The organism is Gordonia sp. YY1 (assembly GCF_009872315.1).
In the GTDB taxonomy this organism is placed as follows: Bacteria; Actinomycetota; Actinomycetes; order Mycobacteriales; family Mycobacteriaceae; genus Gordonia; species Gordonia amicalis.
The window spans coordinates 301,779-323,595 of record NZ_WXYI01000003.1 but is presented as its reverse complement, the minus strand read 5'-3'; the positions used below and the strand labels follow the sequence as shown (position 1 = coordinate 323,595).

Genomic DNA, 21,817 nt, shown 5'->3' with positions numbered 1-21,817 from the left:
ATGAGTGGATCAGGCGCGGGCGTCGTGGTCGTCGGGGCGGGCCTGGGCGGGATCAGGGTGGCGGAGAGCCTCCGCAACAACGGGTTCACCGATCCGATCACCCTGGTAGGTGCCGAGGATCATCCGCCCTACGACCGTCCACCGCTGTCGAAGTCTGTCCTGCTCGGCAAAGACGATCGGGTCGACCTCAAACCCGCGGAGTTCTACGGCGAATCCGGCATCACCCTTCGCCTGGGTTCCGCGGTGACCTCGGTGTCGCCGGCGGAGAAGACCGTCACGCTGGCATCCGGTGACGCCCTCGCCTACGACACGCTGGTCCTGGCCACGGGGCTGGACCCGCGACCGTTCCCGGGTCTTGCCGACGCCGTGGCCGGCGTGCACATGATCCGGACCTACGACGACGCGGTGGCGTTGCGCGGCGAGATCGATACCGCCTCGACCGCTGTGGTGATCGGTGCCGGGTTCATCGGCTGCGAGGTGGCCGCGAGCCTCACCTCCCGCGGGTTGAGCGTCAGCCTGGTCGAGCCCGCTCCCACTCCGCTCGCGGTCGCTCTCGGCGAGGAGATCGGCACGCTGGTCTCACGCCTCCACACCGACAACGGGGTCGACCTGCGCACCGGGGTCGGTGTCGCCGAAATCGTCGTCGCCGAGGACCCGACCGGACCGAAGGTCACCGCGGTCAAGCTCGACGACGGCACCGAACTACCGGCGGACATCGTGGTCGTCGGTATCGGGTCGACGCCGGTGACCGGTTATCTCGACGGTTCCGGGATCGAACTCGCACCCCGCGAAGTGGGTGGCGGAATCGCCTGCGATGCAACCGGTCACACCAGCGCCGACAGTGTCTACGCGCTCGGTGACGTCGCCAACTGGCGAGACCAGGACGGCACCCCGCACCGTGTCGAGCACTGGAACCACACGGTCGAACAGGCCTCCGTCGTGGCCCACCAGATCGCCGGTGGCGACGCCGTCACCGCCGGTGTCTCGTACTTCTGGAGCGACCAGTTCGACCTAAAGATCCAGGTGCTCGGTTCCCCGCGCGCCGACGACACCGTGCACGTCGTCGACGACGACGGCAAGAAGTTCGTGGCTTACTACAGCCGCGATGGCATCCTCACCGGCGTCGTCGGTGCGGGCAAGGTCGGTGCCGTCATGAAGACCCGATCGAAACTCCAGACACCGACGCCCATCGCCGACCTGCTGTAGCACCGATGGGCGCCGAGTTGAACGCCGCTTCGGTACGCGCGGCGGCGGCCGAGATCGCCGATCCCCAGTGTGCGGTCGACCTGGCGCGGTTCTTCCAGGTCCGACCCGGCGGCTACGGGGAGGGTGACGAGTTCCTCGGCCTGCGCGTGCCCCAGCAACGGGCGATAGCCAAACGCTTCCGTGGCATCGGCGCCGATGAGATTGTCGCGCTTTTGGACTCGCCGGTTCACGAGCATCGGCTCATCGCCTTGTTCCTGCTGCGCGGCGACTTCGAACGGGCCCTACGGCCGCGGTCGGTCCCGGACTGGGACGAGGCTGCGAGGTGGGTCGGTCTGTACCTCGACGCGGTCCGTCGGGGACGGGTGAACAACTGGGATCTCGTGGACTCGTCCGCCGATTCCGTCCTCGGCGAATACTGCCGCCGGCGGGGCGACATCGACGTCGTCCTCGCCCACGCCGCCGACGGCGACCTCTGGCGGCGACGCGTGGGGATCATCGCGACCTTCGCCCACATCAAACACGCTGACGCATCAGTGCTTCTGTCGGTGGCGCCACTCGTCCGGGACGACCCGCGGGACCTCATCCAGAAGGCCTTCGGGTGGATGCTTCGCGAGACCGGCAAGCGCGTCGACGAGCAGACACTTCTGGCGTACCTCGAGGAGAACGCCGCTCGAATGGGCCGCACCGCACTGAGTGACGCGATCGAACACCGGACGCCCGAGGAGCGCGCGCATTTCCGTGCGCTGAGGTGAGGAGACGCTGAGGCGAGGATCAGCTCTCGCGCCACGCGTATCGCCGCCCAGATCATCGGGAACTGAAACGGCAGACGCGCCAGTGCGGCGACCCGGTAGGGCAGCGGTTTGTCCCACCAGATCCGCACCATGTTGAGGTTCGCGGGGTAGACGGCGAGGAACAGCAGCGCCGCCAGCGCACCGGAGAGGCGGCGGGTCCGTGGCACGAGAAGTCCGGCGCCCAAGCCGATCTCGGCAACCCCGGACAGGTACGTCAGTGTTCGCGGGTCGCCGGGGATCTCCTCCGGGATGATCTCGTCGAACGGTTTGGGTGCCACGAAGTGGAGTGCCCCGATACCGAGGAGCATCACGGCCATACCGCGGGCGAGCTGCGCCGGACTGAATCGGGAGCGTTCACGCCGGGAACTGAGGATGGTCGTCACGTCGGTGCTCCCCTTCGATGGTCGGAACTGCCGGTCAGAATTCGATCTTGAGTGAATCCGAGGTCGGATGTGCCTGGCAGCCCAGGATGTAACCGTCCTCGATGTCCTCGGGGTCGAGCGCGCCGGCGTTGTCCATGTCGACGGTGCCCTCGGTGAGAGTGCATGCGCACGAACCGCACTCGCCCTCCTGGCAGGAGTACGGGGCGTCGAGCCCGGCTGCCAGCATGATGTCGATCAGGGTGCGCTTGCGCGGCCAGCTCAGAGTGTGGGTCTCGCCGTCGAGTTCGACCTCGACGGTGGCCGCGGAAGCCTGGTCCTCCTCGCTGACCTCCTCGAGTTCGACGTCGGCGAACGGGTCGCCGGACAGCGAGTTGTAGACCTCGGTGTGGACGTTGTGGTGCGGAAAGTTCGCCTGCGCCAAGGCTTTGTGGACGGCGTCCATGAACGGTCCGGGACCGCACATGTAGGCGGTGTGGGTGGTCGAGTACGGCGCGAACACCGATGTCAGGGCTGCCGCGGTGGGCAGCCCCTGCAGGGTCTCGAGCCAATGGACGACGGTGAGGCGGTCGGCGTGCGCGTGGAGCAGGTCGCGCAGCTCGGCGGCGAAGATCACGTCGTCCTCGCTGCGATTGGCGTAGAAGAAGACGATCGGCGCGTCGCTCTTCTTCAACGCCGCCTTGAGGATCGACATCACCGGCGTCACGCCGCTGCCGGCGGCGATGAGCAGCAGCGGGTCGTCGTAGGACTTCGGCGTGAAGACCCCGGACGGGGGCAGCACCTCGACCTGGGAACCGGGGGAGAGGTTGTCGCACACCCAGTTGGACCCGTAGCCGTCGACGGTGCGCTTCACGGTCACCTTGGGACGGGCGTCGGTGTACGGCGACGATGCCAGGGAGTAGCAGCGGGCCACCGACCCGGTCTGCTCACTCGGGATGCGGAGCGTGAGGAACTGCCCCGGCTTGTAGTCGGTGAAGGCGTCCGACGACGTCCCGGGGACCTCGAAGGCGATGGATTTGGCATCGGACGTCTCATCGATCACCTCGGCCACCGTGAGGATCACGCTTCGTGAGCCATGAGGGGTCAGGTCAGACATGTAGCAGCTCTCCGACGTCGAGGACCGGGTCGAACCGGACCGAATTAGAACACGTTCTACTTCAGGATAGCCCAATCTGTGGGCGTCCCACGAGGCCATGCCGTCGCCAGCGTAGTCGCCGCGGTGGTCATGCCGTCCGGGCGAGTGACGCGACCCCGTTCGCGACGGTCCGCGCACCGGCGGCGATGAGTGCCTCGAGGTCGGCATCGGGGTCGGCCAGCCACTGCTCGTAGGCGGCGAGGGCCGCGCCCAGGCACAGCCAGCCGATGGTCTGGGGGATGTGGTCGTTCTCGTCCAGGCCGAGTCGGGCTGCGCAGAACCCGGCGATGACATGGCGCCAATCGGCATACATGATCATCGAATGCGCTTGGAGCGCCGGAACTCCGAGCAGCAGGGACATGCGCCTGCGATGGTTCTCGAGTTCCTCCGGTGGCACCCGGTTGAAAGCGACCAGCGCATCGACGAGGGCGTCGGCCATGGGGATGTCGGTGGGTATCTGTGCGAGAAGTCCGCGCAATTCGCCGAGGTGGTCGTCGAACTCTCCCCAAGGGATCTCGTTCTTCGACGAGTAGTACCGGAACAGTGTGCGGCGCGCGATGCCCGCGGCCTCGGCGATGTCGTCGACGCTGGTCTCCTCGAAGCCCCGGGTGGTGAACAGGCTGATCGCGAGCGCGCTGATCCGCGCGCGCGAGGAGATCGGGCGTCGCCCGGGCGCGGTGCGCCCCGGGTTCGCGTCCTGCTGTGTTGTCGACGTCATCGAGACCTCACCATATGGGATGCACTTCCGCGCGGCCGACGGAACACGTGCGGATCACCTGCCCGAACGGGCAGTTTTGCTCTAGCAGTGGAAATCTGCACTGAGTGCCACTATAGTCCTTCGTGATCCGAGTCACTAAGAAGATCAGGAGGTATGGATCATGGCCGACCAGTCCGCCGCTACCGCTGGAAACTCGAACGAGACCGAACTCATCGCCGAGTCGCTCGTCGAAGAGGTGTCGATCGATGGGATGTGCGGGGTCTACTGATGTCTGCCCCGACATCGAATCCGACCTCCGGCGGCCGTTCTGCGGTCGCCGGGGTCCGGTTCGACACCCCCGGTCCCGATTCCCCCGATTCCCGAGCCGGCTTCGACACGTTCGTCGCGTGGGAGCTCAACCCGAAGGTGGCGCTGCGCCCCGAGCCCTTCGGCGCCCTGCTGTACCACTTCGGTACCCGTAAGCTGTCCTTCCTCAAGAACCTCACGGTGGTGGGGATCGTGCAGTCCCTCGCCGATCACGACTCCGCCGAGGCAGCCCTTCTCGCCGCGGGGATCACGCCCGCGCAGCGTCCGCTGTATGTGCAGGCGCTCACGGCGCTGGCCGACAGCGCGATGATCACGCCCCGCGCGGCCTGATCCAGAATCCGTCCCGATCGCCAGCCCCGATCGACACCCCGCATTCAGCCCCGACCCTAGGACCGACACGATGACGACCATCGAGATGCCGCCCACCGCAGCCGAACTCGTGACCTCCGAGCGTCCGAGCGCGCCCGCCGACCAGGTGCCCAAGGTCGGCCGCCTCGTCGACCAGTTCGAGCGCGGCCTCGACGCACCGATCTGCCTGACCTGGGAGCTCACCTACGCCTGCAACCTGGCGTGCGTGCACTGCCTGTCGTCGTCCGGCAAGCGCGACCCGCGCGAGCTGTCGACCGAACAGTGCAAGGCGATCATCGACGAACTGCAGCGCATGCAGGTCTTCTACGTGAACATCGGCGGCGGCGAGCCGACCGTCCGCCCGGATTTCTGGGAACTCGTCGACTACGCCACCAGCCATCAGGTGGGAGTCAAGTTCTCCACCAACGGTTTGCGCATCGACAAGAAGGTCGCGGCGCGGCTCGCGGCATCGGATTACGTCGACGTCCAGATCTCGCTCGACGGCGCGACCGCGGAGGTCAACGACGCCGTGCGCGGCCCGGGTTCTTTCGACATGGCGGTCCGGGCGCTCGAGAACCTGGCCGAGGCCGGGTTCGCCGACGCCAAGATCAGCGTCGTCATGACCCGGCAGAACGTCGCGCAGCTCGACGAGTTCAAGGCACTCGCCGACCGCTACAACGCCACCCTGCGCATCACCCGGCTGCGTCCGTCCGGCCGTGGCGCCGACGTCTGGGACGACCTGCACCCGCTGCCCGAGCAGCAGCGCGAACTCTATGACTGGCTTGTCGCCCACGGGGATCGTGTGCTGACCGGTGACTCGTTCTTCCACCTGTCGGCCTTCGGCGGGGATTCCGGCGGCGGCCTGCCCGGCCTCAATCTCTGCGGTGCCGGGCGCGTGGTGTGCCTGATCGACCCGGTGGGCGACGTGTACGCCTGCCCGTTCGCGATCCACGAGAACTTCCTCGCCGGCAACATCTTGTCCGACGGCGGATTCCAGGAGATCTGGCAGCGTTCGGATCTGTTCACCGAGTTGCGCGAGCCGCAGAACGCCGGTGCCTGCACCAAGTGTGCGCACTTCGACGCCTGCCGCGGTGGCTGCATGGCGGCAAAGTTCTTCACCGGCCTGCCGCTGGCCGGACCGGACCCCGAGTGCGTGCAGGGTTACGGCGAAGAACTGCTCGCCGGCGATCGCACCAAACCGACGGCCAACAAGGATCATTCGCGCGGCACCCCGCTGACGCTGATGACCCGTCGCCCCGACGGCGACCTGACCCCGGTGGGTGGACGACCCACCAAGTCCTGTGACGAGAACCCGCTGGCCGGGTTCACCCCCGCCGCGCGGTAATCCACGCGGCCCCACCGTGTGTCGAGTCATCGCGGGGCATCGAACATATCCCGCGGGCGACGGCCCGCATCCGAGAAGAGTGAGTGAGTAAGAGAATGGCTCTCAACCCCTGGGCGAGAAACCCCTGGTTCGAAACGGTCACCGAGGCTCAGCGTCGTGCGAAGAAACGGCTGCCGAAGTCGGTGTACGCATCGCTGGTCGCCGGCACCCAGGCCGGTGTGACCCTCGACGACAACGTGCAGGCCTTTTCCGAATTGGGTTGGGCACCACACGTTGTCGGTGCCCAGCCGGAGCGGGAGATGACCACGTCGGTGATGGGGCAGGAGCTCTCCTTCCCGGTCATGATCTCGCCGACCGGTGTCCAGGCCGTCGATCCGGACGGTGAGGTCGCCGTCGCACGTGCAGCGGCCGCCCGCGGTACCGCGATGGGCTTGTCGAGTTTCGCCTCCCACGCCGTCGAAGAGGTGACCGCGGTCAACGACAAGGTCTTCTTCCAGATCTACTGGCTCGGCAGCCGTGAGGACATCCTCCGGCGGGCCGAGCGGGCGAAGGCGGCCGGCGCCAAAGGGCTGATCGTCACCACCGACTGGGTCTTCAACGTCGGACGCGACTGGGGCAGTCCGGAGATCCCGGAGAAGGTGAACCTGAAGGCGCTCGTGCGTCTGGGTCCGGAGATCGCGGTCAAGCCGCGCTACGCGCTGGACTGGGTCAAGGGCGGCAAGGTCGTCATCCCTGATCTCACGGCGCCCAACCTCACCCCGCAGGGCGTCCCCGGCCCGACCTTCTTCGGTGCCTACGGCGAGTGGATGGGCACCCCGCCGCCCACGTGGGAAGACCTGCAGTGGCTACGTGAGCACTGGGACGGTCCGTTCATGGTCAAGGGCATCACCCGGCTCGACGACGCCAAGCGCGCGGTCGACATCGGTGCGTCGGCCATCTCGGTCTCCAACCACGGCGGCAACAACCTCGACGGCACCCCCGCGACCATCCGCTTGCTGCCCGACATCGCCAGCGCGGTCGGCGACGACATCGAGGTGCTTCTCGACGGCGGCATCCGTCGCGGTAGTGACGTGGCCAAGGCGCTCGCGCTGGGTGCCCGCGCCGTGATGATCGGCCGGGCGTACCTCTGGGGTCTCGCTGCCAACGGCCAGGCCGGCGTCGAGAACGTCCTCGACCTCATGCGCATGGGGCTCGACGGCGTGCTGATGGGTCTGGGGCACAGGAGCGTGCATGAGCTCTCGGCCGACGACCTGATCATCCCCGACGACTTCACCAGGTCCTTCGGCGCCTGACGCGTCGCACCCGCCGATTCCCGCCCGCCGACCGGATCTCCGGTCGGCGGGCGAGTTCGTGAACGCCTCTCGGTGCCGGACCGGATGTGGGTAGAACTAGAACGTGGGCAGAACTAGAACGTGTTACAGTTCTGCCATGGGACAGTTCGACGGCAAGGTCGTCTACATCACCGGCATCGCCCGTGGTCAGGGCCGCAATCACGCGGTCCGGTTCGCTCGTGAGGGAGCCGCGATCGTCGGTCTCGACATCGCGGGTCCGATCATCGACCACGCGACCTATCCGCCCGCCACCGCCGAGGACCTCGCCGAGACCATCCGGCTCGTCGAGGGCGTCGGGGGTAAGATCCTTGCGCGGCAGGGAGATACGCGTGACCTGGACTTCCAGCAGCAGCTCGTCGCGGATGCCGTCGAACAGTTCGGACGGCTGGACCACGTGATCGCCAATGCGGGCGTGCTCACCTGGGGCAAGGTGTGGGAGCTGTCCGAGGAACAGTTCACCGACGTCGTCGACATCAACCTCGTCGGCGCCTGGAAGACGCTGAAGGCCACGGTCCCGGCGATGCTCGAGGCCGGTAACGGCGGTTCGATCGCCATCATCAGCTCCGTCGCCGGGCTGAAGGCGATGCCCCTGCAAGCGTCGTATTCGGCGTCGAAGCACGGCCTGGTCGGTCTGGCGCAGACGGCCGCGAAGGAGCTCGGCCACCATCGCATCCGGGTCAACAGCGTGCACCCCTACGCGGTGGACACCCCGATGGGCGTGGCCGACACCGAGGCACATCGCATCTTCGGGATTCCTTGGGTCAACCCGCATTTCACGTCGATCCTGGACTACCACCCGGTCGCGTCGCTCGACGAGATCTCCGATGCCGTGCTGTATCTGGCCTCCGACAGCGCCAAGGGCATCACCGGTGCCGAGTTCCAGATCGACATGGGGCACTCGAAGGTCTGACCCTTCGAGGCTCGTCGCTACGCTCCTCGCACCTCAGGGAGCGCGGGAGGTCGCTACGCTCCTCGCACCTCAGGGAGCGAGATCGTCACGAAGCGAATCGTGAGAAACGAAAATCGCCACTTCCCATTCAGGAGCGCCGGCTGGAACCAGCGCATCCGTCCGGGGAGTGGCGATTCTCCGTGGTGCCGGATCAGGCCCAGAGGGTCTTCGGGTCGACGGCCTCGGTGGCGGGTCCGGCCGGGGTCTCCGGCTGGGTGCGCGAGAAGCGCGGGGCGACCTGTGCCTGGGTGACCCCGTCGATGTCGACGAGGTTGGCGCGGGCGGCCATGTGCGGGTCGCCGGGCGCCTCGGCGAAGGTCAGCACCGGCGAGGTGCAGGCGTCGGTGCCGTCGAAGACCTTGGCCCACTCGTCGCGGGTGCGGGACTTGAAGGTCTCGGTGAAGATCTCCTTCAGCTTGCCCCAGTTCGCGATGTCGTTCTGTGCCGGAAGGTCGGCGTCGGCCAGGCCGAGGCCCTTCAGCAGCTCGGCGTAGAACTGCGGCTCGATGGCGCCGACGGCCATGTACTTGCCGTCCGAGGTCTCGTAGACCTCGTAGTAGGGGGCGCCGGTGTCGAGCATGTTGGTGCCGCGTGTGTCACTCCACAGGCCGGTGCCGCGGAACGCCCACATCATCTGTCCCAGAACGGAAGCGCCGTCGACCATCGCTGCGTCGACGACCTGCCCCTTGCCGGAGATGCCGCGCTCGAGCAGTGCGGCCAGCACGCCCACGACGAGGAACATGGATCCGCCGCCGAAGTCGCCCGCGAGGTTGAGCGGCGGCACCGGACGATCATCCTTGCGGCCGATCGCGTGGAGCAGACCGGTGAGCGAGATGTAGTTGATGTCGTGGCCGGCGAGGTTCGCGCGGGGGCCGTCCTGGCCCCAGCCGGTCATCCGGCCGTAGACGAGGCCGGGATTGACCTCGGTGAGGTCGTCGGGCCCGAATCCGAGACGCTCCATGACGCCGGGGCGGAAACCCTCGAGGATGACGTCGGCCTTGGCCACCAGGTCGAGGATCGTCGCACGATCGGTCTCGTCCTTCAGGTTTGCCTCGACGACGCGACGCCCGCGCAACAGCGCATCGGCGTTCACGCCCGGCTTGGGGAGTGAACCGGGGCGCTGGACCCGGACCACGTCGGCACCCAGATCGGCGAGCAACATGGCCGCATGGGGTCCCGGACCGATGCCGGCGAACTCGATGACCCGGATCGAACTGAGTGGGCCGGGTTTTCCACTGTTATGGGGTGTCGTACTGCTCATGTGTCGTCCTCCGGTCGTTGTACTGCCACCTGTGTCAGGCGTCACGCGTAGGCATTAGCATTCCACAACCGATCGAACGCTCGTCAAGCCGGGCGGCACGACAATTTCGGCGCGTTTTTCTTCCTGTTTTTGGGCCGAGGGGCAGAAGCTTGAGGGCGCGATGGCTAGCATTGGTCAGATGACAGGACCGTCGACGCTGGGGCAGTGCAGCTGGCCGGACCTCGATGGGAAGGTGATCACTCTCGTGGTACCCCTCGGTTCTGTCGAGCAACACGGTCCGCACCTGCCTCTGGACACCGACACGCGTATCGCCGCGGCGGTGGCCGACGTCGTCTGCGAGCGCCTCGGGGATTCCGACATCCTCCGCGCGCCGGACCTCAACTACGGCGCGAGCGGCGAACACGAAGGCTTCGCCGGGACGATCTCCATCGGGCATGACGCTCTTCGCGGGATGCTCGTCGAATACGGGCGCAGCGCCTGCAGATGGGCCAGACGCATCGTGTTCGTCAACGGACACGGCGGTAACACTCGGACGTTGATCGACGCGGTGACCCGACTCCGGTACGAGGGGCGTGATGCCGCCTGGTTCCCTTGTGCCTTCCCAGGGGCGGATGCGCATGCCGGATTCACTGAAACCTCTGTGCTGCTGCATGTCTCGCCGTCGTTGGTCGACCCCGCACGGGCGGCCGCCGGCAATCGCGAGCCGGTCGGCGCACTTCTGCCGGTCATGCGTGAGGGAGGTGTCGCCGCGGTCAGCCCGAACGGCGTGCTGGGAGATCCCACCGAGGCCACCGCCGACGAGGGACGTCGACTGGTGGCCGAGGTGACCGATCGACTCGCTGCCGCGCTTGTCTCCTGGGAGGTCGACGAGCAGGGGCGGATCGGATGACCGCGCTCGACGATTCCGCACCCCGCGGCGGCGCCACGGCCCAGGGCATCAGTGGCGAAGAAGCCGTTGGTGCACAATCGGTTTCGGACGAAAACGTAGATGAGGGCGCCGGCACGTCGGAGGAAGCGGCGCCGGAGAACCGCACTGATCTGCCCGACGGTTTCCAGGTTCAGATCGATCTGCGCTCCGCGCGCGGCGGTGACTTCCGGTATCTCGTCGGCGGATCTCCGACGCGACTGCTGCGCATGTCGGACACCGCGCTCGGGATGACTTCCGATGACGGTCGAATCGAGGTGTGCGACAACGTGACCCGCCGTCTCGCGCGTGCACTTCTCGACGCCGGGATCGCCAACCCCCGTCCGATGTTCGGGCCGCAACCCGCCGATGTCACCGTGGTGGTGCCGGTCAAGGACAACCAGGCCGGTGTCGACCGGTTGCTCGATGCCCTCGACGGTCTGACGGTCGTGGTCGTCGACGACGGCTCGGACGTCCCGATCGTGGCCGAGCGGCCCGGCGTTCGTGTGATCCGCTTCGAGGACAATCGTGGTCCGGCCGCTGCCCGGAACGCCGGGGCGGCGGCCGCCACCACCGATTTCGTGGCCTTCCTCGACTCCGACGTCGTTCCCGACCCGGACTGGCTGACCGTGCTGCTGACCCACTTCTCCGACCCGACGGTGGGGGTCGTGGCCCCTCGCATCGTCGGCCTCCGATCGGCTGACGAGTCGTCCTCGCTGGCGGAGCGTTACGAGAACGGCTGGTCGTCCCTGGACATGGGGCCGGAGGAGTCGGCGGTCCTGCCCTCGACCCGGGTCCCATACGTCCCCAGCGCGGCAATCGTGGTGCGGCGCAGTGCATTCTGTGGATTCGACGAGTCGCTCCGGGTGGCCGAGGATGTCGACGCGTGCTGGCGCATGCATGCCGCGGGATGGCGGATCCGCTACGACCCGGTCGCGCGGGTGGCCCACGACCACCGCACCGACCTGCGTTCGGTGCTGTCTCGCCGATGCTTCTACGGAACCGGGGCCGCCCACCTCGCGGCACGTCACGGCGATCGAGCCGCCCCGCTGGTGTTGTCGGTGCCGATGGCCGCGGCCGTCGTCGCACTGCTGTCGCGAACCCGCTTCGGCACCGCGCTGGCGATGCTCATCCTGACCCACCTCGCGACCCGGCTCCGCAAGCGGTTGGGCGATCTGCCCTCGGCACCTCTCGTCTCGGCGCAACTGACCGGACGAGCGGCCGGGTTCGGGTTACTGCAGGCGGCCGATGCGATCTGCCGGCACTACTGGCCGGTGGCATTGCTGATGGCTCTGGTGTCGAGACGCTTCCGCATACTCGTGGTCCAGGTGGCGGTCGTCGAGGGGGTGGTGTCCTGGTTCCGGGACCTGCTCGCGGACCCGACGACCCCGCCGGCCCTGGGCCCGTTCCGTTATCTGGTGATGCGTCGCCTCGACGATCTGGCCTACGGTGCGGGTCTGTGGCAGGGCGTCATCACCCACCGAGACGCGGAGGCATTGCGCCCGGTCATCTCCCGATGACCCGTCGATCCCGCCATCCCGCGCTGAAGTCGGCCGACAATGGTCGTCTGACCGCGGATGTCGTCATCGTCGGTGCCGGGAGCGCGGGATGCGTCCTCGCGGAGAAGCTGTCGAGGGAATCCGGGCGCGACGTCGTGCTGCTCGAGCGGGGACCCGGGCGCTGGCCGGGACCGGAAGACCGGGACCTCCGGCGTCTCCCGATCGGCGACCGCGCGCCCTACGCGGTCCGGCACGCCACCGATCTCGACGGTCTGACCGCGGCGCGGGGATGTGCGGTCGGTGGTTCCTCGGTGGTCAACGGCGGCTACTTCCTCCGCTGGCACCAGGACGACTTCGCGGACTGGCCGGAAGGTTGGGGCCTCGAGGCGATCGACGCCGCCTACTCCGAGCTGGACGGAAGCGACGGTACGATGGGCGTCTCTCCGGTGTCCGACGACGAACTCGGCGATGCCGGAACGGCTTTCGAGCGGTATTGGTCGTCGCGGGAGGTGACTCGGCCGCTCGGTGTCCGGTGGCCGGTCATCGGCGTGAACCGGGTGCTCGGCAACCGGTCCGGGATGCTGCGCCGGACCGCGGCCGAGGCCTATCTCGAGCCGGCCCTCCGCCGGCCGAACCTCCGTGTCGTGGCCGACTGTGAGGTCCGACGGCTCGAGGTCTCCGACGGGCGGCGCGTCACCGGTGTCGCGACCGACCGGTTCGCCGTGAGCGCCGGTGAGGTGATACTCGCCGCCGGCACCCTGGGCACCGCGCGGCTCCTGCTCGGTTCGGATCTCGAGGTGCTCGGTGGGGCGGGGTTTCTGGAGGCCGGTGAGCATCGCGGGTTGGTCGTCTCTTATCGGCGGACGGATCCGGCCGAACCCGGTATGGTGCTGCCGACCGTGCTCCACACCGTCGATGGACTCGAGATCCGTTGTTATCGAGATGATTTCGCGGTCTACATCGAGGGCGTGCCGCCCATCGGGACGATGGTCGAGGTGACCGCGATGCGCCGGTCGCCGGTGAAGCTCGTCGCCGACCGGGGACGGGTCCGACTCGAGTTCGGCGAACCGTCGCCCGAGGCCACCGCATCGATGCGTGCGGGTGCCGACCGCGTCGTGGAGATGCTGCGTTCGCCCGACTTCGCCGGCATCGTCGTGCCGGGCAGCGTCTCGGTGGCCGCGGTGCCCGGGTTCTCCCAGCATGCGTGGGGCACCATGCCGATGGGTGTGTGGACCGACGCACTCGGCGCCGTGTACGGGACCGAGGGGTTGCGCATCGTCGACGGGTCGATCCTGCCCACCGGCGGCCACAGCGGTCCGCATGCCACGATCATGATGATGGCGGTGCACATAGCGTCACGGATCTAGGGTGGGTGCATGTCTGCCACCTCGCTGTCCGATCCGACCGTCCGTGAATTCCTCGCGTCCGGAACCAAGACCGGGCATCTGGGCTATCTCGCCGCCGACGGGCGGCCCCTCGTCATCCCGGTGTGGTTCGTCGTCGACGGTGACCGTCTCGCTTTCAACACCGGTGCCACCACCGCGAAAGGTCGTGCGCTTCTGCGTGATCCGCGGGCCGTGATGTCGGTGGACCTGCCGGAGCCCCCGTACGGGTTCGTCCAGGTGCAAGGGCGCGCGGTGGTGACCGAGGATCTCGACGAGGTGCGTCGGATCGCCACGATGTGCGGGGCGCGGTACATGGGTGCCGACCGGGCCGAGGAGTTCGGTACGCGCAACGGCGTCCCGGGCGAACTGGGCGTGTGGATCGAACCGAGCAAGGTCATCGCGGTCCTCGATGTCACCGCGTGATGCGTCGGTGGCGACCGCACGGCGTCGAGTCTGGCCCGCCGCGGCGTTCGCACCCACCCTGCCGAAGCAGTGCTGGGGCTTCATGGTTGGTTCCGCGCTGTTCGCCCTGGGGTCGGCACCCGGATTCGGGCAGCTCGCCGGTGCCGACGTCGTCAATCTGTGCTACTTCATCGGCGCGTGGTTCTTCACCGGGGCCGGCTTCATCCAGTTGGTGCGTAGCGGCCCGCCCGCTGAGCTGGAGGCGTCGCTGCCGGGATCGGCCACCCGGGCCGAATGGCTGAGTGCCGCAACCCAGTCCGTCGGCACCATCCTGTTCAACATCTCCACGACGAGTGCGCTGTTCGCCCAGACGGTCGCCGGTGAGCGTCACCTGGTGTGGTCGCCCGATGCCGGCGGCTCGATCGCCTTCCTCATCAGCGGCGCGGTCGCCTTCGTCGCGTACTCGCGATCGTCGGGCAGTGGCCTCGACATCCGGGACCGGGACTGGTGGTCGGTGCTGGTGAACTGGGTGGGATGCGTGGCGTTCGGGGTGTCCGCGGTCGGCGCTTTCGTCACCGAGGACGGTGTCACCGCCGACGCCGTCGCCGCCACCGCCGGGACCTTCGTCGGCGCGCTCTGCTTCTTCGTGGCGTCGGCGGTCGTGCTGCCCGGGGCCAGGCATCGCTGAGCCGGCCGGGAGAACCGGGACGACGCAGTAGTGTTCGAGGCGTGCGCCACGGTATCTGCATACTGCCCGACCTGACCTGGGAACAGTCCCGTCCGCGGTGGATTCTGGCCGAGGAGATGGGTTTCGATCACGCCTGGACCTACGATCACCTCGTCTGGGGTCGTCTGCCGGACTCGCGCTGGTCGGGCTGTATGCCACTGCTGTCGGCAGCCGCCGCGGTGACCAGCGTCATCCAACTCGGAGCGTTCGTGGTCTCGCCCAATTTCCGTCACCCGGTGTCGTTTTCGCGTGAGGTAGAGACCCTCGTCGACATCTCGGACGGTCGCTTTCTGCTGGGGTTGGGCGCCGGCGGCACACCGGACGATGTCGTGCTCGGGCAGCCCGAGCTGACCGCCCGGCAGCGCGTCGATCGATTCCAGGAGTTCGTCGGCCTCCTCGACCGGACCCTGCGCGAGGACCACGTCGACGCCGACGGCGAGTACTACCGGGCGCGAGACATGCGGCTGGGGCGTGGACCCGTACGCGACCGGGTCCCGTTTCTCCTCGCCGGCAACGGACCCCGCTCGGCGCGGTTCGCGGCCCGCCACGGTGAGGCCTGGGTGACCACCGGCCAAGCGGCGGAAACGCTGGGCGACTGGTTCGCGGCGGTCGGACGAACCGTCGACATCCTCGACGAGGAGCTGAGCCGGTACCCCGGCCGTCGGATCGACCGATACCTCAGTCTCGACGCGTCTCCGCGCAATGCGCTCGAGAGCGTCGGTCTGTTCGACGACATGGTCGGGCGAGCAACCGAACTGGGATTCACCGACGTCATCGTGCACTGGCCCCGCGAGGCCGAACCGTACGAGGCGCCGATGGGTGTCCTGGAGTCGATCGCGGAGCGCGGGCTCGGTCAGGCCTCGTGATCCCGAGACCGCGGCGCCCCACGGATCAGCTGGTGGTGGTCTCCTGGGCGACCGCCGGCTCCGGCGTCGGGTCGACGACGGGGTCACCCGCGGCGTCGACCGCGATGTCGGTGGTGATGTGTGCCGCGGGTACCGACCCGTGGATCAGATGCGCGGGAACGAATTTCATGCCCAGCGTGTAGACCGCCAGGCCGAGTCCGGCGCCGATGAACCAGGTGAAGCTGGCCTGGTAGGCGGTGCCGAAGACGACGACGCAGATCGGCAGGATGGAGGCGATGACGGTCGAGGCCACCGCCACCGGATTCCAGCCGTTGCGGTACCAGTAGGTGCCTTCGGGCTTCATGGTGAACAGGTCGTCGACGACGATCTTCTGCTTCTTGACCAGGTAGAAATCGGCGATCAGGATGCCGAACAGCGGACCGATCACCGCGCCGAGTGTGTCCATCGTGTAGTGGATCGCGGTCGGATTGTTGAAGAGGTTCCACGGGGTGATGAGCACCGAGCCGACCGCCGCGATCATGCCGCCGGTACGCCAGCTGATCTTGGTGGGGGCCACATTCGAGAAGTCGAAGGCGGGGGACACGAAGTTGGCGACGATGTTGATACCGATGGTGGCGATGGCGAAGGTCAGCACGCCGAGCACGGCGGCGGTGGTGTTGTCGATCTTGTCGACGATATGGACCGGGTCGGTGATGATGTTGCCGTCCTCGTCCGTGCCGATCACCGTCACCGCCGCCGAGACGGTGCACACGACGAGCAGCGAGAAGAACAGGAAGTTGACCGGCAGGCCCCAGAAGTTGCCCTTCTTGACCTCGCCGAAACTCCTTCCGTAGCGCGAGAAGTCGCCGAAGTTGAGCATCGGGCCGGAGAAGTAGGAGACCACCAGCGCGAACGCACTGAACATCATGGTGATCGACGACCAGCCGGACAGACCTTCACCCACCGAGAGATCGAGGCTCACGTTGTCCCAGCCGGCCTTCACGATCAGGTAGCCGGCGAGCACGATCATCACCACATAGACCGCCGGCCCGCAGAAGTCGATGAACTTGCGGATGGTGTCCATGCCGTTCCAGAACACGAACGCCTGCAGGACCCACATCAGGAGGAAACCGGCCCAGCCGAGGACCGACAGCCCCAGGAAACCGTGCTGGTCGACGTCACCCCACGGTTCGAGACCCGGCCAGAACTTCAATGCCAGCAGGCCGAACGCGACCGAGGCGAGGTAGGTCTGGATGCCGTACCAGACGACCGCTATCGCGCCGCGGATGATCGCCGGGATGTTGGCACCCTTGACGCCGAAGGACACTCGCGTCGTCACCGGATACGGAACGCCCGCGATCTGCGATGGCTTGGCGACGAGGTTGCACAGGAGATTGACGGCCACGATGCCCACCAGGAGGGCGACGAGGACCTGCCAGGCGGCGATACCCAGCGCGAACAGGCTGCCGGCGAAGACGTAGCCGCCGACGCTGTGCACGTCGGACATCCAGAACGCGAAGATGTTGTACCAGGTCCACTTCTGTTCCTTCAGTGGCGCGAGATCGGTGTTGGTGAGTCGCTCGTCGTAGCCGGCTTTGATGACGCTCTCGCCCGCGGCGCCGTGATGCGACTGTGCCGCCTCGGCAGGGGTCGGTGTGGACATGTGTTCTCCCGGTGTGTCTCTCAGCGCGGAAAACCGCCCTCAGGTGCGGAAATGCTGATGGGACAAAAATAGGAACGGTTTGTTACCTGCCGATGAACGCGTGGATATATTCCAACGGGTGAGCAGCGGGGCCGGGCGTGTCAGTCGTGGCGGACGTCGAGGAGGTCTGCGTTCTCGATGATCGCGCTCTCGAGTCGCCGATGATGCCGGTGCGCGACCTCGAGGACCGCTGAGGTGTCGCGGGCGGCGAAGGCGTCGAGCAGGTCTTCGTGATCGGCGTTGAGTGCCGCCTGCGTCTCCGACGGTACCGATCGCATCATCTGGAAGGGTTCGGTGAGGTTCCAGGTCGCCTCGAACATGTTGAGCAGTCGCGGCATCGCGCACGGCGTGGTGAGTGCGCGGTGGAACTCGCGGGACACATCGTGAAATGCCTTGCCGTCGTTGAACTTCACCGCGACGAGGAGTTCGGCGTGCCGGTCCCGGGCGATCTGGAGTGACGACTCGTCGATGAGTTCGACAGATCGGGCGAGGGCGGCCTGTTCGAGGGTTCCACGAACGAAGTAGATCTCGCGGAGCTCGTCGGTGGACGGTTGGCTCACGCGGTATCCGGCATGGGGCCGGTGCACCACGAGACCCTCGCCGACGAGCGTCTTCAGCGCCTCGCGTACCGGTATCGGGCTGACCTGGAAGACGTCGGCGATCTCGGCGGGTGGGATCTGGGTGCCGGGAGGCGCGCCACCGGACAGGATCAGCCGGCGGAGCTCCTCGAGGACATTGGCGCGCTCGTTGCCCGTGCGGGTCTCCGCGAGCTGTGCGAGCAACCGGTCGGTCATCCGCCGGGTCATCGCATCACTCCGGAGCGGCTCGGGTACTTCGCGATCCACTCGGCGACGGCCTCGGTCAATCGATGCTGGTTGCTGCGCTTGACGATCTCGTGGCCCTCGTCGTCGAACATCAACATCTCGGCGACCGCGCCGCGGGCCTGCAGTTCGGCGACGATCTGTTGTGACTCACTGACCGGGACGTTGGTGTCGTGTGCGCCGTGGACCACGAGTAGAGGGGCTCGCACATCGTCGATTCGGTGGATTGGGGAGAGGTCGGCGAGCAGCTCGCGGTCTGACTCGGGGTGGCCGTACTTGGTGTAGGCGGCGACGGCGATCCACGGTTCGGTGTTGCGGAAGAAGGATTCGAGGTCGCTCATGCCGCAGATGGCGATGCCGGCGGCGAACACGTCGGGGTGGAAGGTCAGGCAGGCGAGTGTCAGGTAGCCGCCATAGGAGCGGCCCGAACAATACACCGAGTCCGGATCGGCGATACCCAGCCGGCACAGCAGTTCCGCACAATCCGCGGCGTCGTCGATGCCCGCGTAGCGGCCGTACCGGTCGTCGGCATGGGAGAAGAGGCGTCCGTAGCCCGACGATCCGCGGACGTTGGGCGCGAAGACGGTTATCCCGGCGTCGACGAGGGGCCCGAAAAGGAACTGGTAGTCCGGCCGGGTCTGGCCCTCGGGGCCGCCGTGGAAGTAGAGCAGGGTCGGGCCGGGCCGCTCGTCGCGGCTCTTCCTCGCGGACCGATAGAGAAAACCCGAGAGCGGCATGCCGTCTCGCGCGAAGAACTCCACGAGTTCGGGGCGGAGGAGACTCGAGGGACCCTCGCCGGTGACGACGTCGTCGCGGACGGGTGTCACCGTCCGGTTCGCGACGTCGATCAGGTGGACGATCGGGGAATGCTGTGGGCTCGAGACGGTCACCGACACCACCGAACCCGCCGCGCTGATCGAGAGATCGGAGGCGACCTCGCCGGGCAGCTCGACCGGTGGATGCAGCGTCTGGTCGGGGAGTGTCAGAATCTGCAACTCGCTGCGGCCCTTCACATTCCACAGGAGGGCGACGGTGGACTGGTCGTGGCTGACCGCGAACTCGTCGAGCCCGATGTCGACGCGTTGCGCCATCACCCGGAACCGCACGCCGAACTTGCTCACCTCGACGCCGAGGAGCCGCGGGAATTTCGCGTCGAAGTCGCTGCGCACCAGCGCCTGGACGCTGTCGAGGTCGCGGATCGGTTCGTTGGGCGCGGGGACGAAGACCAGCGACGGATGGTCGAAACCCTGGTCGAGCACGTAACCCTGATCGGTGACCGCGCCGGGGTCCTGAGGGAGCAGCGGGGTCATCGTGACCTCGTCGTCCGGCGCATCGGGGTGGCGCCGGATCAGGAGCATGTCGTGATAGCCGCGCGGACCGACCCGGACGAGCGTCGCCCCCTTCCAGGAGTCGATCAGTTCGCTGCCGACCCGCAGGTCGAGAGTGCGGGTGGCCTGGGTGCCGGGATGGACGCGCAACGCATGCGTCGTGCCGTCGTGGTCGATCGCGGTGAGCAGAACCCAGTCGGTGTCCCAGCCGACGAGGCGGACGGTCCCGTAGGACCGGCCGTCCGGGCGGGTGGCCGCGATCCGGTGCGCGGTGTCGTCGTCGGGGTCGGTGGTGACGACCCAGACCTGGTGGTGCTCACCGCCACTCGGGGCGATCTCGACGGCCAGCCACCGGCTGTCGGTGGAATGCACGATCTTCCGGACCGGGCCGGTGGACCGCACCTTAACCCAGCGCAGGTCGCCGACACCGTCACGGGACAGGGATCGTTGCGCCGCACGGGGATAACCGTTGCCGTCGTCGACGATATAGGCGAACGCACTCCCGTCGGGGGAGAGTGAGGCGCCATATGTCTTCCAACCGCGGTCGTCGAAACGAAGGATGGTCACCGTCGGGAATTCGCTTCCATCGTCTGGAGCCACATCTCGAGGAGGGCGGCCTGCCACAGCTCGTTGCCGTCGAGTCGGGTCCGGATGCCGTTGGGGTCGCCGAAGAGCTTCTCGAGGGCCTCGGGTCGATAGAGGCCGCGGTCGACCGCGGCCTGCGAGCGGAGGGTGTCGGTGACGAGGTCGAGGACTCCGCCGGTCAGATGGCGGATGCCCGGCACGGGGAAATAGCCCTTGGTCCGGTCGATCACCGCCGAGGGGAGGAGCGCCCGGCTGGCCTCCTTGAGAACACCTTTGCCGCCGTGTGCGAGTTTGAGTTCCGCCGGACAGGTCGCGGCGAGTTCGACGAACTCGTGATCGAGGAAGGGCACCCGCGCCTCGAGCCCCCACGCCATCGTCATCGTGTCGACTCGTTTCACCGGATCGTCGACGAGCATGACGGTGGTGTCGAGGCGCAGCGCCGCGTCGACGGAGGTGTCGGCACCCGGTGCGGACTGATGTGCATGCGCGAAGGCGAAACTGGGATCGTAGCCGGCCTCGAGGAGGTACTCGTCGGCGAGGATGCTGCGGATGTCGGAGTCGTCACGGTCGAAGAAGACGTTCGCATAGGCGCGGGTCGTGTCCTTCCGCGGCACCCCGCGCAGCGGTGGATACCAGCTGTACCCGCCGAGGATCTCGTCAGCGCCCTGCCCGGACTGGACCACCTTGATGGACTTGCTGACCTCCTGCGACAACAGGTAGAAGGCCACGCAGTCGTGACTGACCATCGGCTCACCCATCGCCGCGACGGTGTCGGGGATCGCGGGCAGCAACCGGTCGGTACCGATGTGGATCTTGTGGTGGTCGGTCGCGAAGGTGTCCGCAATCAGGTCGGAATAGGCGTACTCGTCGCCGGATTCTCCTGCCGCCGAATCGAATCCGATGCTGAAGGTGGCCAGGTCGCTCTGGCCCTGCTCGGCGAGCAGGGCGACCACGAGTGACGAGTCGACACCGCCGGACAAGAGCACGCCGACCGGGACGTCGGCCACCATGCGGCGCTTGACCGAGGTGCGCAGCGAGTCCAGTAGTTCGGCATGCCAGCGTTCCTCGTCCCAGTCGGCACGGTCGGGGTGGGGCGCGAAGGTCGGCTCCCAGTACTTCCGCTCGGTGCGCCGCCCGTTGGGGTTGATCGTCATGACCGTGGCGGGCGGCAGTTTGCGGATGCCGTTGTAGATGGTGTGTGGCGCCGGGACCACTGCGTGGAAGCTGAAATAGTGGTGCAGCGCAACACGATCGATCGAGGTGTCGACGTCACCGGCGCGGAGCAGGGCCTGCACCGACGAGGCGAAGCGGAGTCGTCCGGGCGTGTCGGCGAGGTACAGCGGCTTGATGCCGAGGCGGTCGCGGCCGAGGGTCACGACGCCGGTGTCGGTGTTCACGATCGCAAACGCGAACATGCCGATGAAATGGTCCACGCAGTCAGGGCCCCAGGCGTGGAAGGCCTTCAGGATCACCTCGCTGTCGGCGTGGGAGAAGAAGGAGTACCCCTTCCCCTCGAGTTCGGCCCGCAGTTCGTGGTGGTTGTAGATGCAACCGTTGAACACGAGTGCCAGCCCCAGCGTCGGATCGATCATCGGCTGGCTGCCCTTCTCGGACAGATCGATGATCTTCAGCCGCCGATGCCCGAGAGCGACAGCCCCTTTCGCGAAGACGCCGCTCCCGTCGGGGCCGCGGCGCGCCATCTCGCAGGTCATCGCATCGACGGTCGAGACGTCGGGCACGCTGCCGTCGAAACGGATCTCGCCGCATATTCCGCACATGATGTCTGTCCTCCTGCTCGGTGGCGCCTGCCGGTCGGCTCTGCTGTGACAAACCGTCCCTCTTCGATACT

20 protein-coding genes and 1 pseudogene are annotated in these 21,817 nt (G+C 67.4%); 13 read left to right on the top strand and 8 right to left on the bottom strand.

Annotated elements, in window-relative coordinates; genetic code table 11:
* Together BPODLACK_RS06610 and BPODLACK_RS06605 are read left to right on the top strand one after the other, a co-directional pair.
* Window positions 1-1,206, top strand: a complete 1,206-nt coding sequence (locus BPODLACK_RS06610; RefSeq protein ID WP_024497667.1) for an NAD(P)/FAD-dependent oxidoreductase — start codon at window positions 1-3, stop codon at window positions 1,204-1,206.
* 5 nt (window positions 1,207-1,211) lie between these two features.
* Window positions 1,212-1,958 (top strand): DNA alkylation repair protein, encoded by a 747-nt coding sequence (locus BPODLACK_RS06605; RefSeq protein WP_159404933.1) that lies wholly within the window; start codon window positions 1,212-1,214, stop codon window positions 1,956-1,958.
* Between the two features lie 23 nt (window positions 1,959-1,981).
* Here the strand turns inward: BPODLACK_RS06605 and BPODLACK_RS23455 are convergent.
* The 3 genes and pseudogenes from BPODLACK_RS23455 to mftR all read right to left on the bottom strand — a co-directional run.
* Window positions 1,982-2,314 (bottom strand): annotated as a pseudogene (locus BPODLACK_RS23455) (DoxX family protein); the annotation flags it as partial.
* A gap of 100 nt (window positions 2,315-2,414) precedes the next feature.
* A complete protein-coding gene (locus BPODLACK_RS06595; RefSeq protein ID WP_159404932.1) occupies window positions 2,415-3,473 on the bottom strand; it encodes a ferredoxin--NADP reductase in 1,059 nt (352 codons plus the stop codon).
* Window positions 3,474-3,600: 127 nt separating this feature from the next.
* Complete coding sequence (gene mftR, locus BPODLACK_RS06590; RefSeq protein WP_096274561.1) at window positions 3,601-4,230, bottom strand: mycofactocin system transcriptional regulator; 630 nt, start codon at window positions 4,228-4,230, stop codon at window positions 3,601-3,603.
* 160 nt (window positions 4,231-4,390) lie between these two features.
* Between mftR and mftA the strand changes: the two genes are divergently transcribed.
* From mftA to BPODLACK_RS06565, 5 genes are all read left to right on the top strand, one after another.
* A complete protein-coding gene (gene mftA, locus BPODLACK_RS06585) occupies window positions 4,391-4,498 on the top strand; it encodes a mycofactocin precursor MftA (RefSeq protein WP_096274559.1) in 108 nt (35 codons plus the stop codon).
* Entirely contained in the window at window positions 4,498-4,866 is a 369-nt protein-coding gene (gene mftB / locus BPODLACK_RS06580) for a mycofactocin biosynthesis chaperone MftB (RefSeq protein WP_159404931.1), read from the top strand. The genes mftA and mftB overlap by 1 nt, the downstream gene beginning before the upstream one ends.
* Window positions 4,867-4,936: 70 nt before the next feature.
* On the top strand, window positions 4,937-6,229 hold the full coding sequence (gene mftC / locus BPODLACK_RS06575; RefSeq protein WP_006434700.1) for a mycofactocin radical SAM maturase: 1,293 nt from the start codon (window positions 4,937-4,939) through the stop codon (window positions 6,227-6,229).
* A 95-nt stretch (window positions 6,230-6,324) separates the two neighbouring features.
* A complete protein-coding gene (gene mftD, locus BPODLACK_RS06570; protein WP_159404930.1) occupies window positions 6,325-7,521 on the top strand; it encodes a pre-mycofactocin synthase MftD in 1,197 nt (398 codons plus the stop codon).
* Between the two features lie 136 nt (window positions 7,522-7,657).
* On the top strand, window positions 7,658-8,470 hold the full coding sequence (locus BPODLACK_RS06565) for a mycofactocin-coupled SDR family oxidoreductase (protein WP_159404929.1): 813 nt from the start codon (window positions 7,658-7,660) through the stop codon (window positions 8,468-8,470).
* Between the two features lie 190 nt (window positions 8,471-8,660).
* On the opposite strand, the gene BPODLACK_RS06560 is transcribed toward BPODLACK_RS06565, so the two are convergent.
* The gene (locus BPODLACK_RS06560) at window positions 8,661-9,770 is read right to left on the bottom strand and encodes a CaiB/BaiF CoA transferase family protein (RefSeq protein WP_006434696.1); all 1,110 of its coding nucleotides are present in this window, start codon (window positions 9,768-9,770) and stop codon (window positions 8,661-8,663) included.
* A gap of 178 nt (window positions 9,771-9,948) precedes the next feature.
* Here BPODLACK_RS06560 and mftE point away from each other — a divergent pair, with 178 nt between their 5' ends.
* Genes mftE through BPODLACK_RS06530 form a run of 6 tightly spaced genes read left to right on the top strand, consistent with a single transcriptional unit; the run spans window position 9,949 to window position 15,553 of the window.
* Window positions 9,949-10,659 carry a mycofactocin biosynthesis peptidyl-dipeptidase MftE gene (gene mftE, locus BPODLACK_RS06555; protein WP_024497675.1) on the top strand — a complete coding sequence of 237 codons (711 nt, stop codon included), beginning with the start codon at window positions 9,949-9,951 and terminating at the stop codon, window positions 10,657-10,659.
* Window positions 10,656-12,194 carry a mycofactocin biosynthesis glycosyltransferase MftF gene (gene mftF / locus BPODLACK_RS06550; RefSeq protein WP_159404928.1) on the top strand — a complete coding sequence of 513 codons (1,539 nt, stop codon included), beginning with the start codon at window positions 10,656-10,658 and terminating at the stop codon, window positions 12,192-12,194. Before mftE ends, mftF begins: the two co-directional genes overlap by 4 nt.
* Window positions 12,191-13,540, top strand: a complete 1,350-nt coding sequence (gene mftG / locus BPODLACK_RS06545; protein WP_159404927.1) for a mycofactocin system GMC family oxidoreductase MftG — start codon at window positions 12,191-12,193, stop codon at window positions 13,538-13,540. The genes mftF and mftG overlap by 4 nt, the downstream gene beginning before the upstream one ends.
* A 9-nt stretch (window positions 13,541-13,549) precedes the next feature.
* Window positions 13,550-13,981, top strand: a complete 432-nt coding sequence (locus tag BPODLACK_RS06540) for a PPOX class F420-dependent oxidoreductase (RefSeq protein WP_159404926.1) — start codon at window positions 13,550-13,552, stop codon at window positions 13,979-13,981.
* On the top strand, window positions 13,968-14,648 hold the full coding sequence (locus tag BPODLACK_RS06535) for a hypothetical protein (protein WP_375295619.1): 681 nt from the start codon (window positions 13,968-13,970) through the stop codon (window positions 14,646-14,648). Before BPODLACK_RS06540 ends, BPODLACK_RS06535 begins: the two co-directional genes overlap by 14 nt.
* Window positions 14,649-14,689: 41 nt before the next feature.
* Window positions 14,690-15,553 (top strand): LLM class flavin-dependent oxidoreductase, encoded by an 864-nt coding sequence (locus BPODLACK_RS06530; protein WP_159404925.1) that lies wholly within the window; start codon window positions 14,690-14,692, stop codon window positions 15,551-15,553.
* A 25-nt stretch (window positions 15,554-15,578) separates the two neighbouring features.
* On the opposite strand, the gene BPODLACK_RS06525 is transcribed toward BPODLACK_RS06530, so the two are convergent.
* The 4 genes from BPODLACK_RS06525 to BPODLACK_RS06510 form a co-directional block, all read right to left on the bottom strand.
* Window positions 15,579-17,195 (bottom strand): NCS1 family nucleobase:cation symporter-1, encoded by a 1,617-nt coding sequence (locus BPODLACK_RS06525; protein WP_159404924.1) that lies wholly within the window; start codon window positions 17,193-17,195, stop codon window positions 15,579-15,581.
* A 140-nt stretch (window positions 17,196-17,335) separates the two neighbouring features.
* Window positions 17,336-18,040: a GntR family transcriptional regulator gene (locus BPODLACK_RS06520; RefSeq protein ID WP_236577614.1), complete on the bottom strand. Its 705-nt coding sequence runs from the start codon at window positions 18,038-18,040 to the stop codon at window positions 17,336-17,338.
* A complete protein-coding gene (locus tag BPODLACK_RS06515; protein WP_159404923.1) occupies window positions 18,037-19,950 on the bottom strand; it encodes a S9 family peptidase in 1,914 nt (637 codons plus the stop codon). The genes BPODLACK_RS06520 and BPODLACK_RS06515 overlap by 4 nt, the downstream gene beginning before the upstream one ends.
* The gene (locus tag BPODLACK_RS06510) at window positions 19,947-21,746 is read right to left on the bottom strand and encodes an N-acetylglutaminylglutamine amidotransferase (protein WP_159404922.1); all 1,800 of its coding nucleotides are present in this window, start codon (window positions 21,744-21,746) and stop codon (window positions 19,947-19,949) included. The genes BPODLACK_RS06515 and BPODLACK_RS06510 overlap by 4 nt, the downstream gene beginning before the upstream one ends.
* Between the last annotated feature and the right edge of the window lie 71 nt (window positions 21,747-21,817).

Coding starts and splice junctions, on each gene's coding strand:
- mftR (WP_096274561.1), bottom strand. CDS start 4,230: ATGACGTCGACAACACAGCAGGACGCGAACCCGGGGCGCACCGCGCCC.
- BPODLACK_RS06540 (WP_159404926.1), top strand. CDS start 13,550: ATGTCTGCCACCTCGCTGTCCGATCCGACCGTCCGTGAATTCCTCGCG.
- BPODLACK_RS06560 (WP_006434696.1), bottom strand. CDS start 9,770: ATGAGCAGTACGACACCCCATAACAGTGGAAAACCCGGCCCACTCAGT.
- mftB (WP_159404931.1), top strand. CDS start 4,498: ATGTCTGCCCCGACATCGAATCCGACCTCCGGCGGCCGTTCTGCGGTC.
- mftA (WP_096274559.1), top strand. CDS start 4,391: ATGGCCGACCAGTCCGCCGCTACCGCTGGAAACTCGAACGAGACCGAA.
- BPODLACK_RS06610 (WP_024497667.1), top strand. CDS start 1: ATGAGTGGATCAGGCGCGGGCGTCGTGGTCGTCGGGGCGGGCCTGGGC.
- BPODLACK_RS06605 (WP_159404933.1), top strand. CDS start 1,212: ATGGGCGCCGAGTTGAACGCCGCTTCGGTACGCGCGGCGGCGGCCGAG.
- mftD (WP_159404930.1), top strand. CDS start 6,325: ATGGCTCTCAACCCCTGGGCGAGAAACCCCTGGTTCGAAACGGTCACC.
- mftF (WP_159404928.1), top strand. CDS start 10,656: ATGACCGCGCTCGACGATTCCGCACCCCGCGGCGGCGCCACGGCCCAG.
- BPODLACK_RS06520 (WP_236577614.1), bottom strand. CDS start 18,040: ATGACCCGGCGGATGACCGACCGGTTGCTCGCACAGCTCGCGGAGACC.
- BPODLACK_RS06535 (WP_375295619.1), top strand. CDS start 13,968: ATGTCACCGCGTGATGCGTCGGTGGCGACCGCACGGCGTCGAGTCTGG.
- BPODLACK_RS06565 (WP_159404929.1), top strand. CDS start 7,658: ATGGGACAGTTCGACGGCAAGGTCGTCTACATCACCGGCATCGCCCGT.
- BPODLACK_RS06510 (WP_159404922.1), bottom strand. CDS start 21,746: ATGTGCGGAATATGCGGCGAGATCCGTTTCGACGGCAGCGTGCCCGAC.
- mftC (WP_006434700.1), top strand. CDS start 4,937: ATGACGACCATCGAGATGCCGCCCACCGCAGCCGAACTCGTGACCTCC.
- mftE (WP_024497675.1), top strand. CDS start 9,949: ATGACAGGACCGTCGACGCTGGGGCAGTGCAGCTGGCCGGACCTCGAT.
- BPODLACK_RS06525 (WP_159404924.1), bottom strand. CDS start 17,195: ATGTCCACACCGACCCCTGCCGAGGCGGCACAGTCGCATCACGGCGCC.
- BPODLACK_RS06595 (WP_159404932.1), bottom strand. CDS start 3,473: ATGTCTGACCTGACCCCTCATGGCTCACGAAGCGTGATCCTCACGGTG.
- mftG (WP_159404927.1), top strand. CDS start 12,191: ATGACCCGTCGATCCCGCCATCCCGCGCTGAAGTCGGCCGACAATGGT.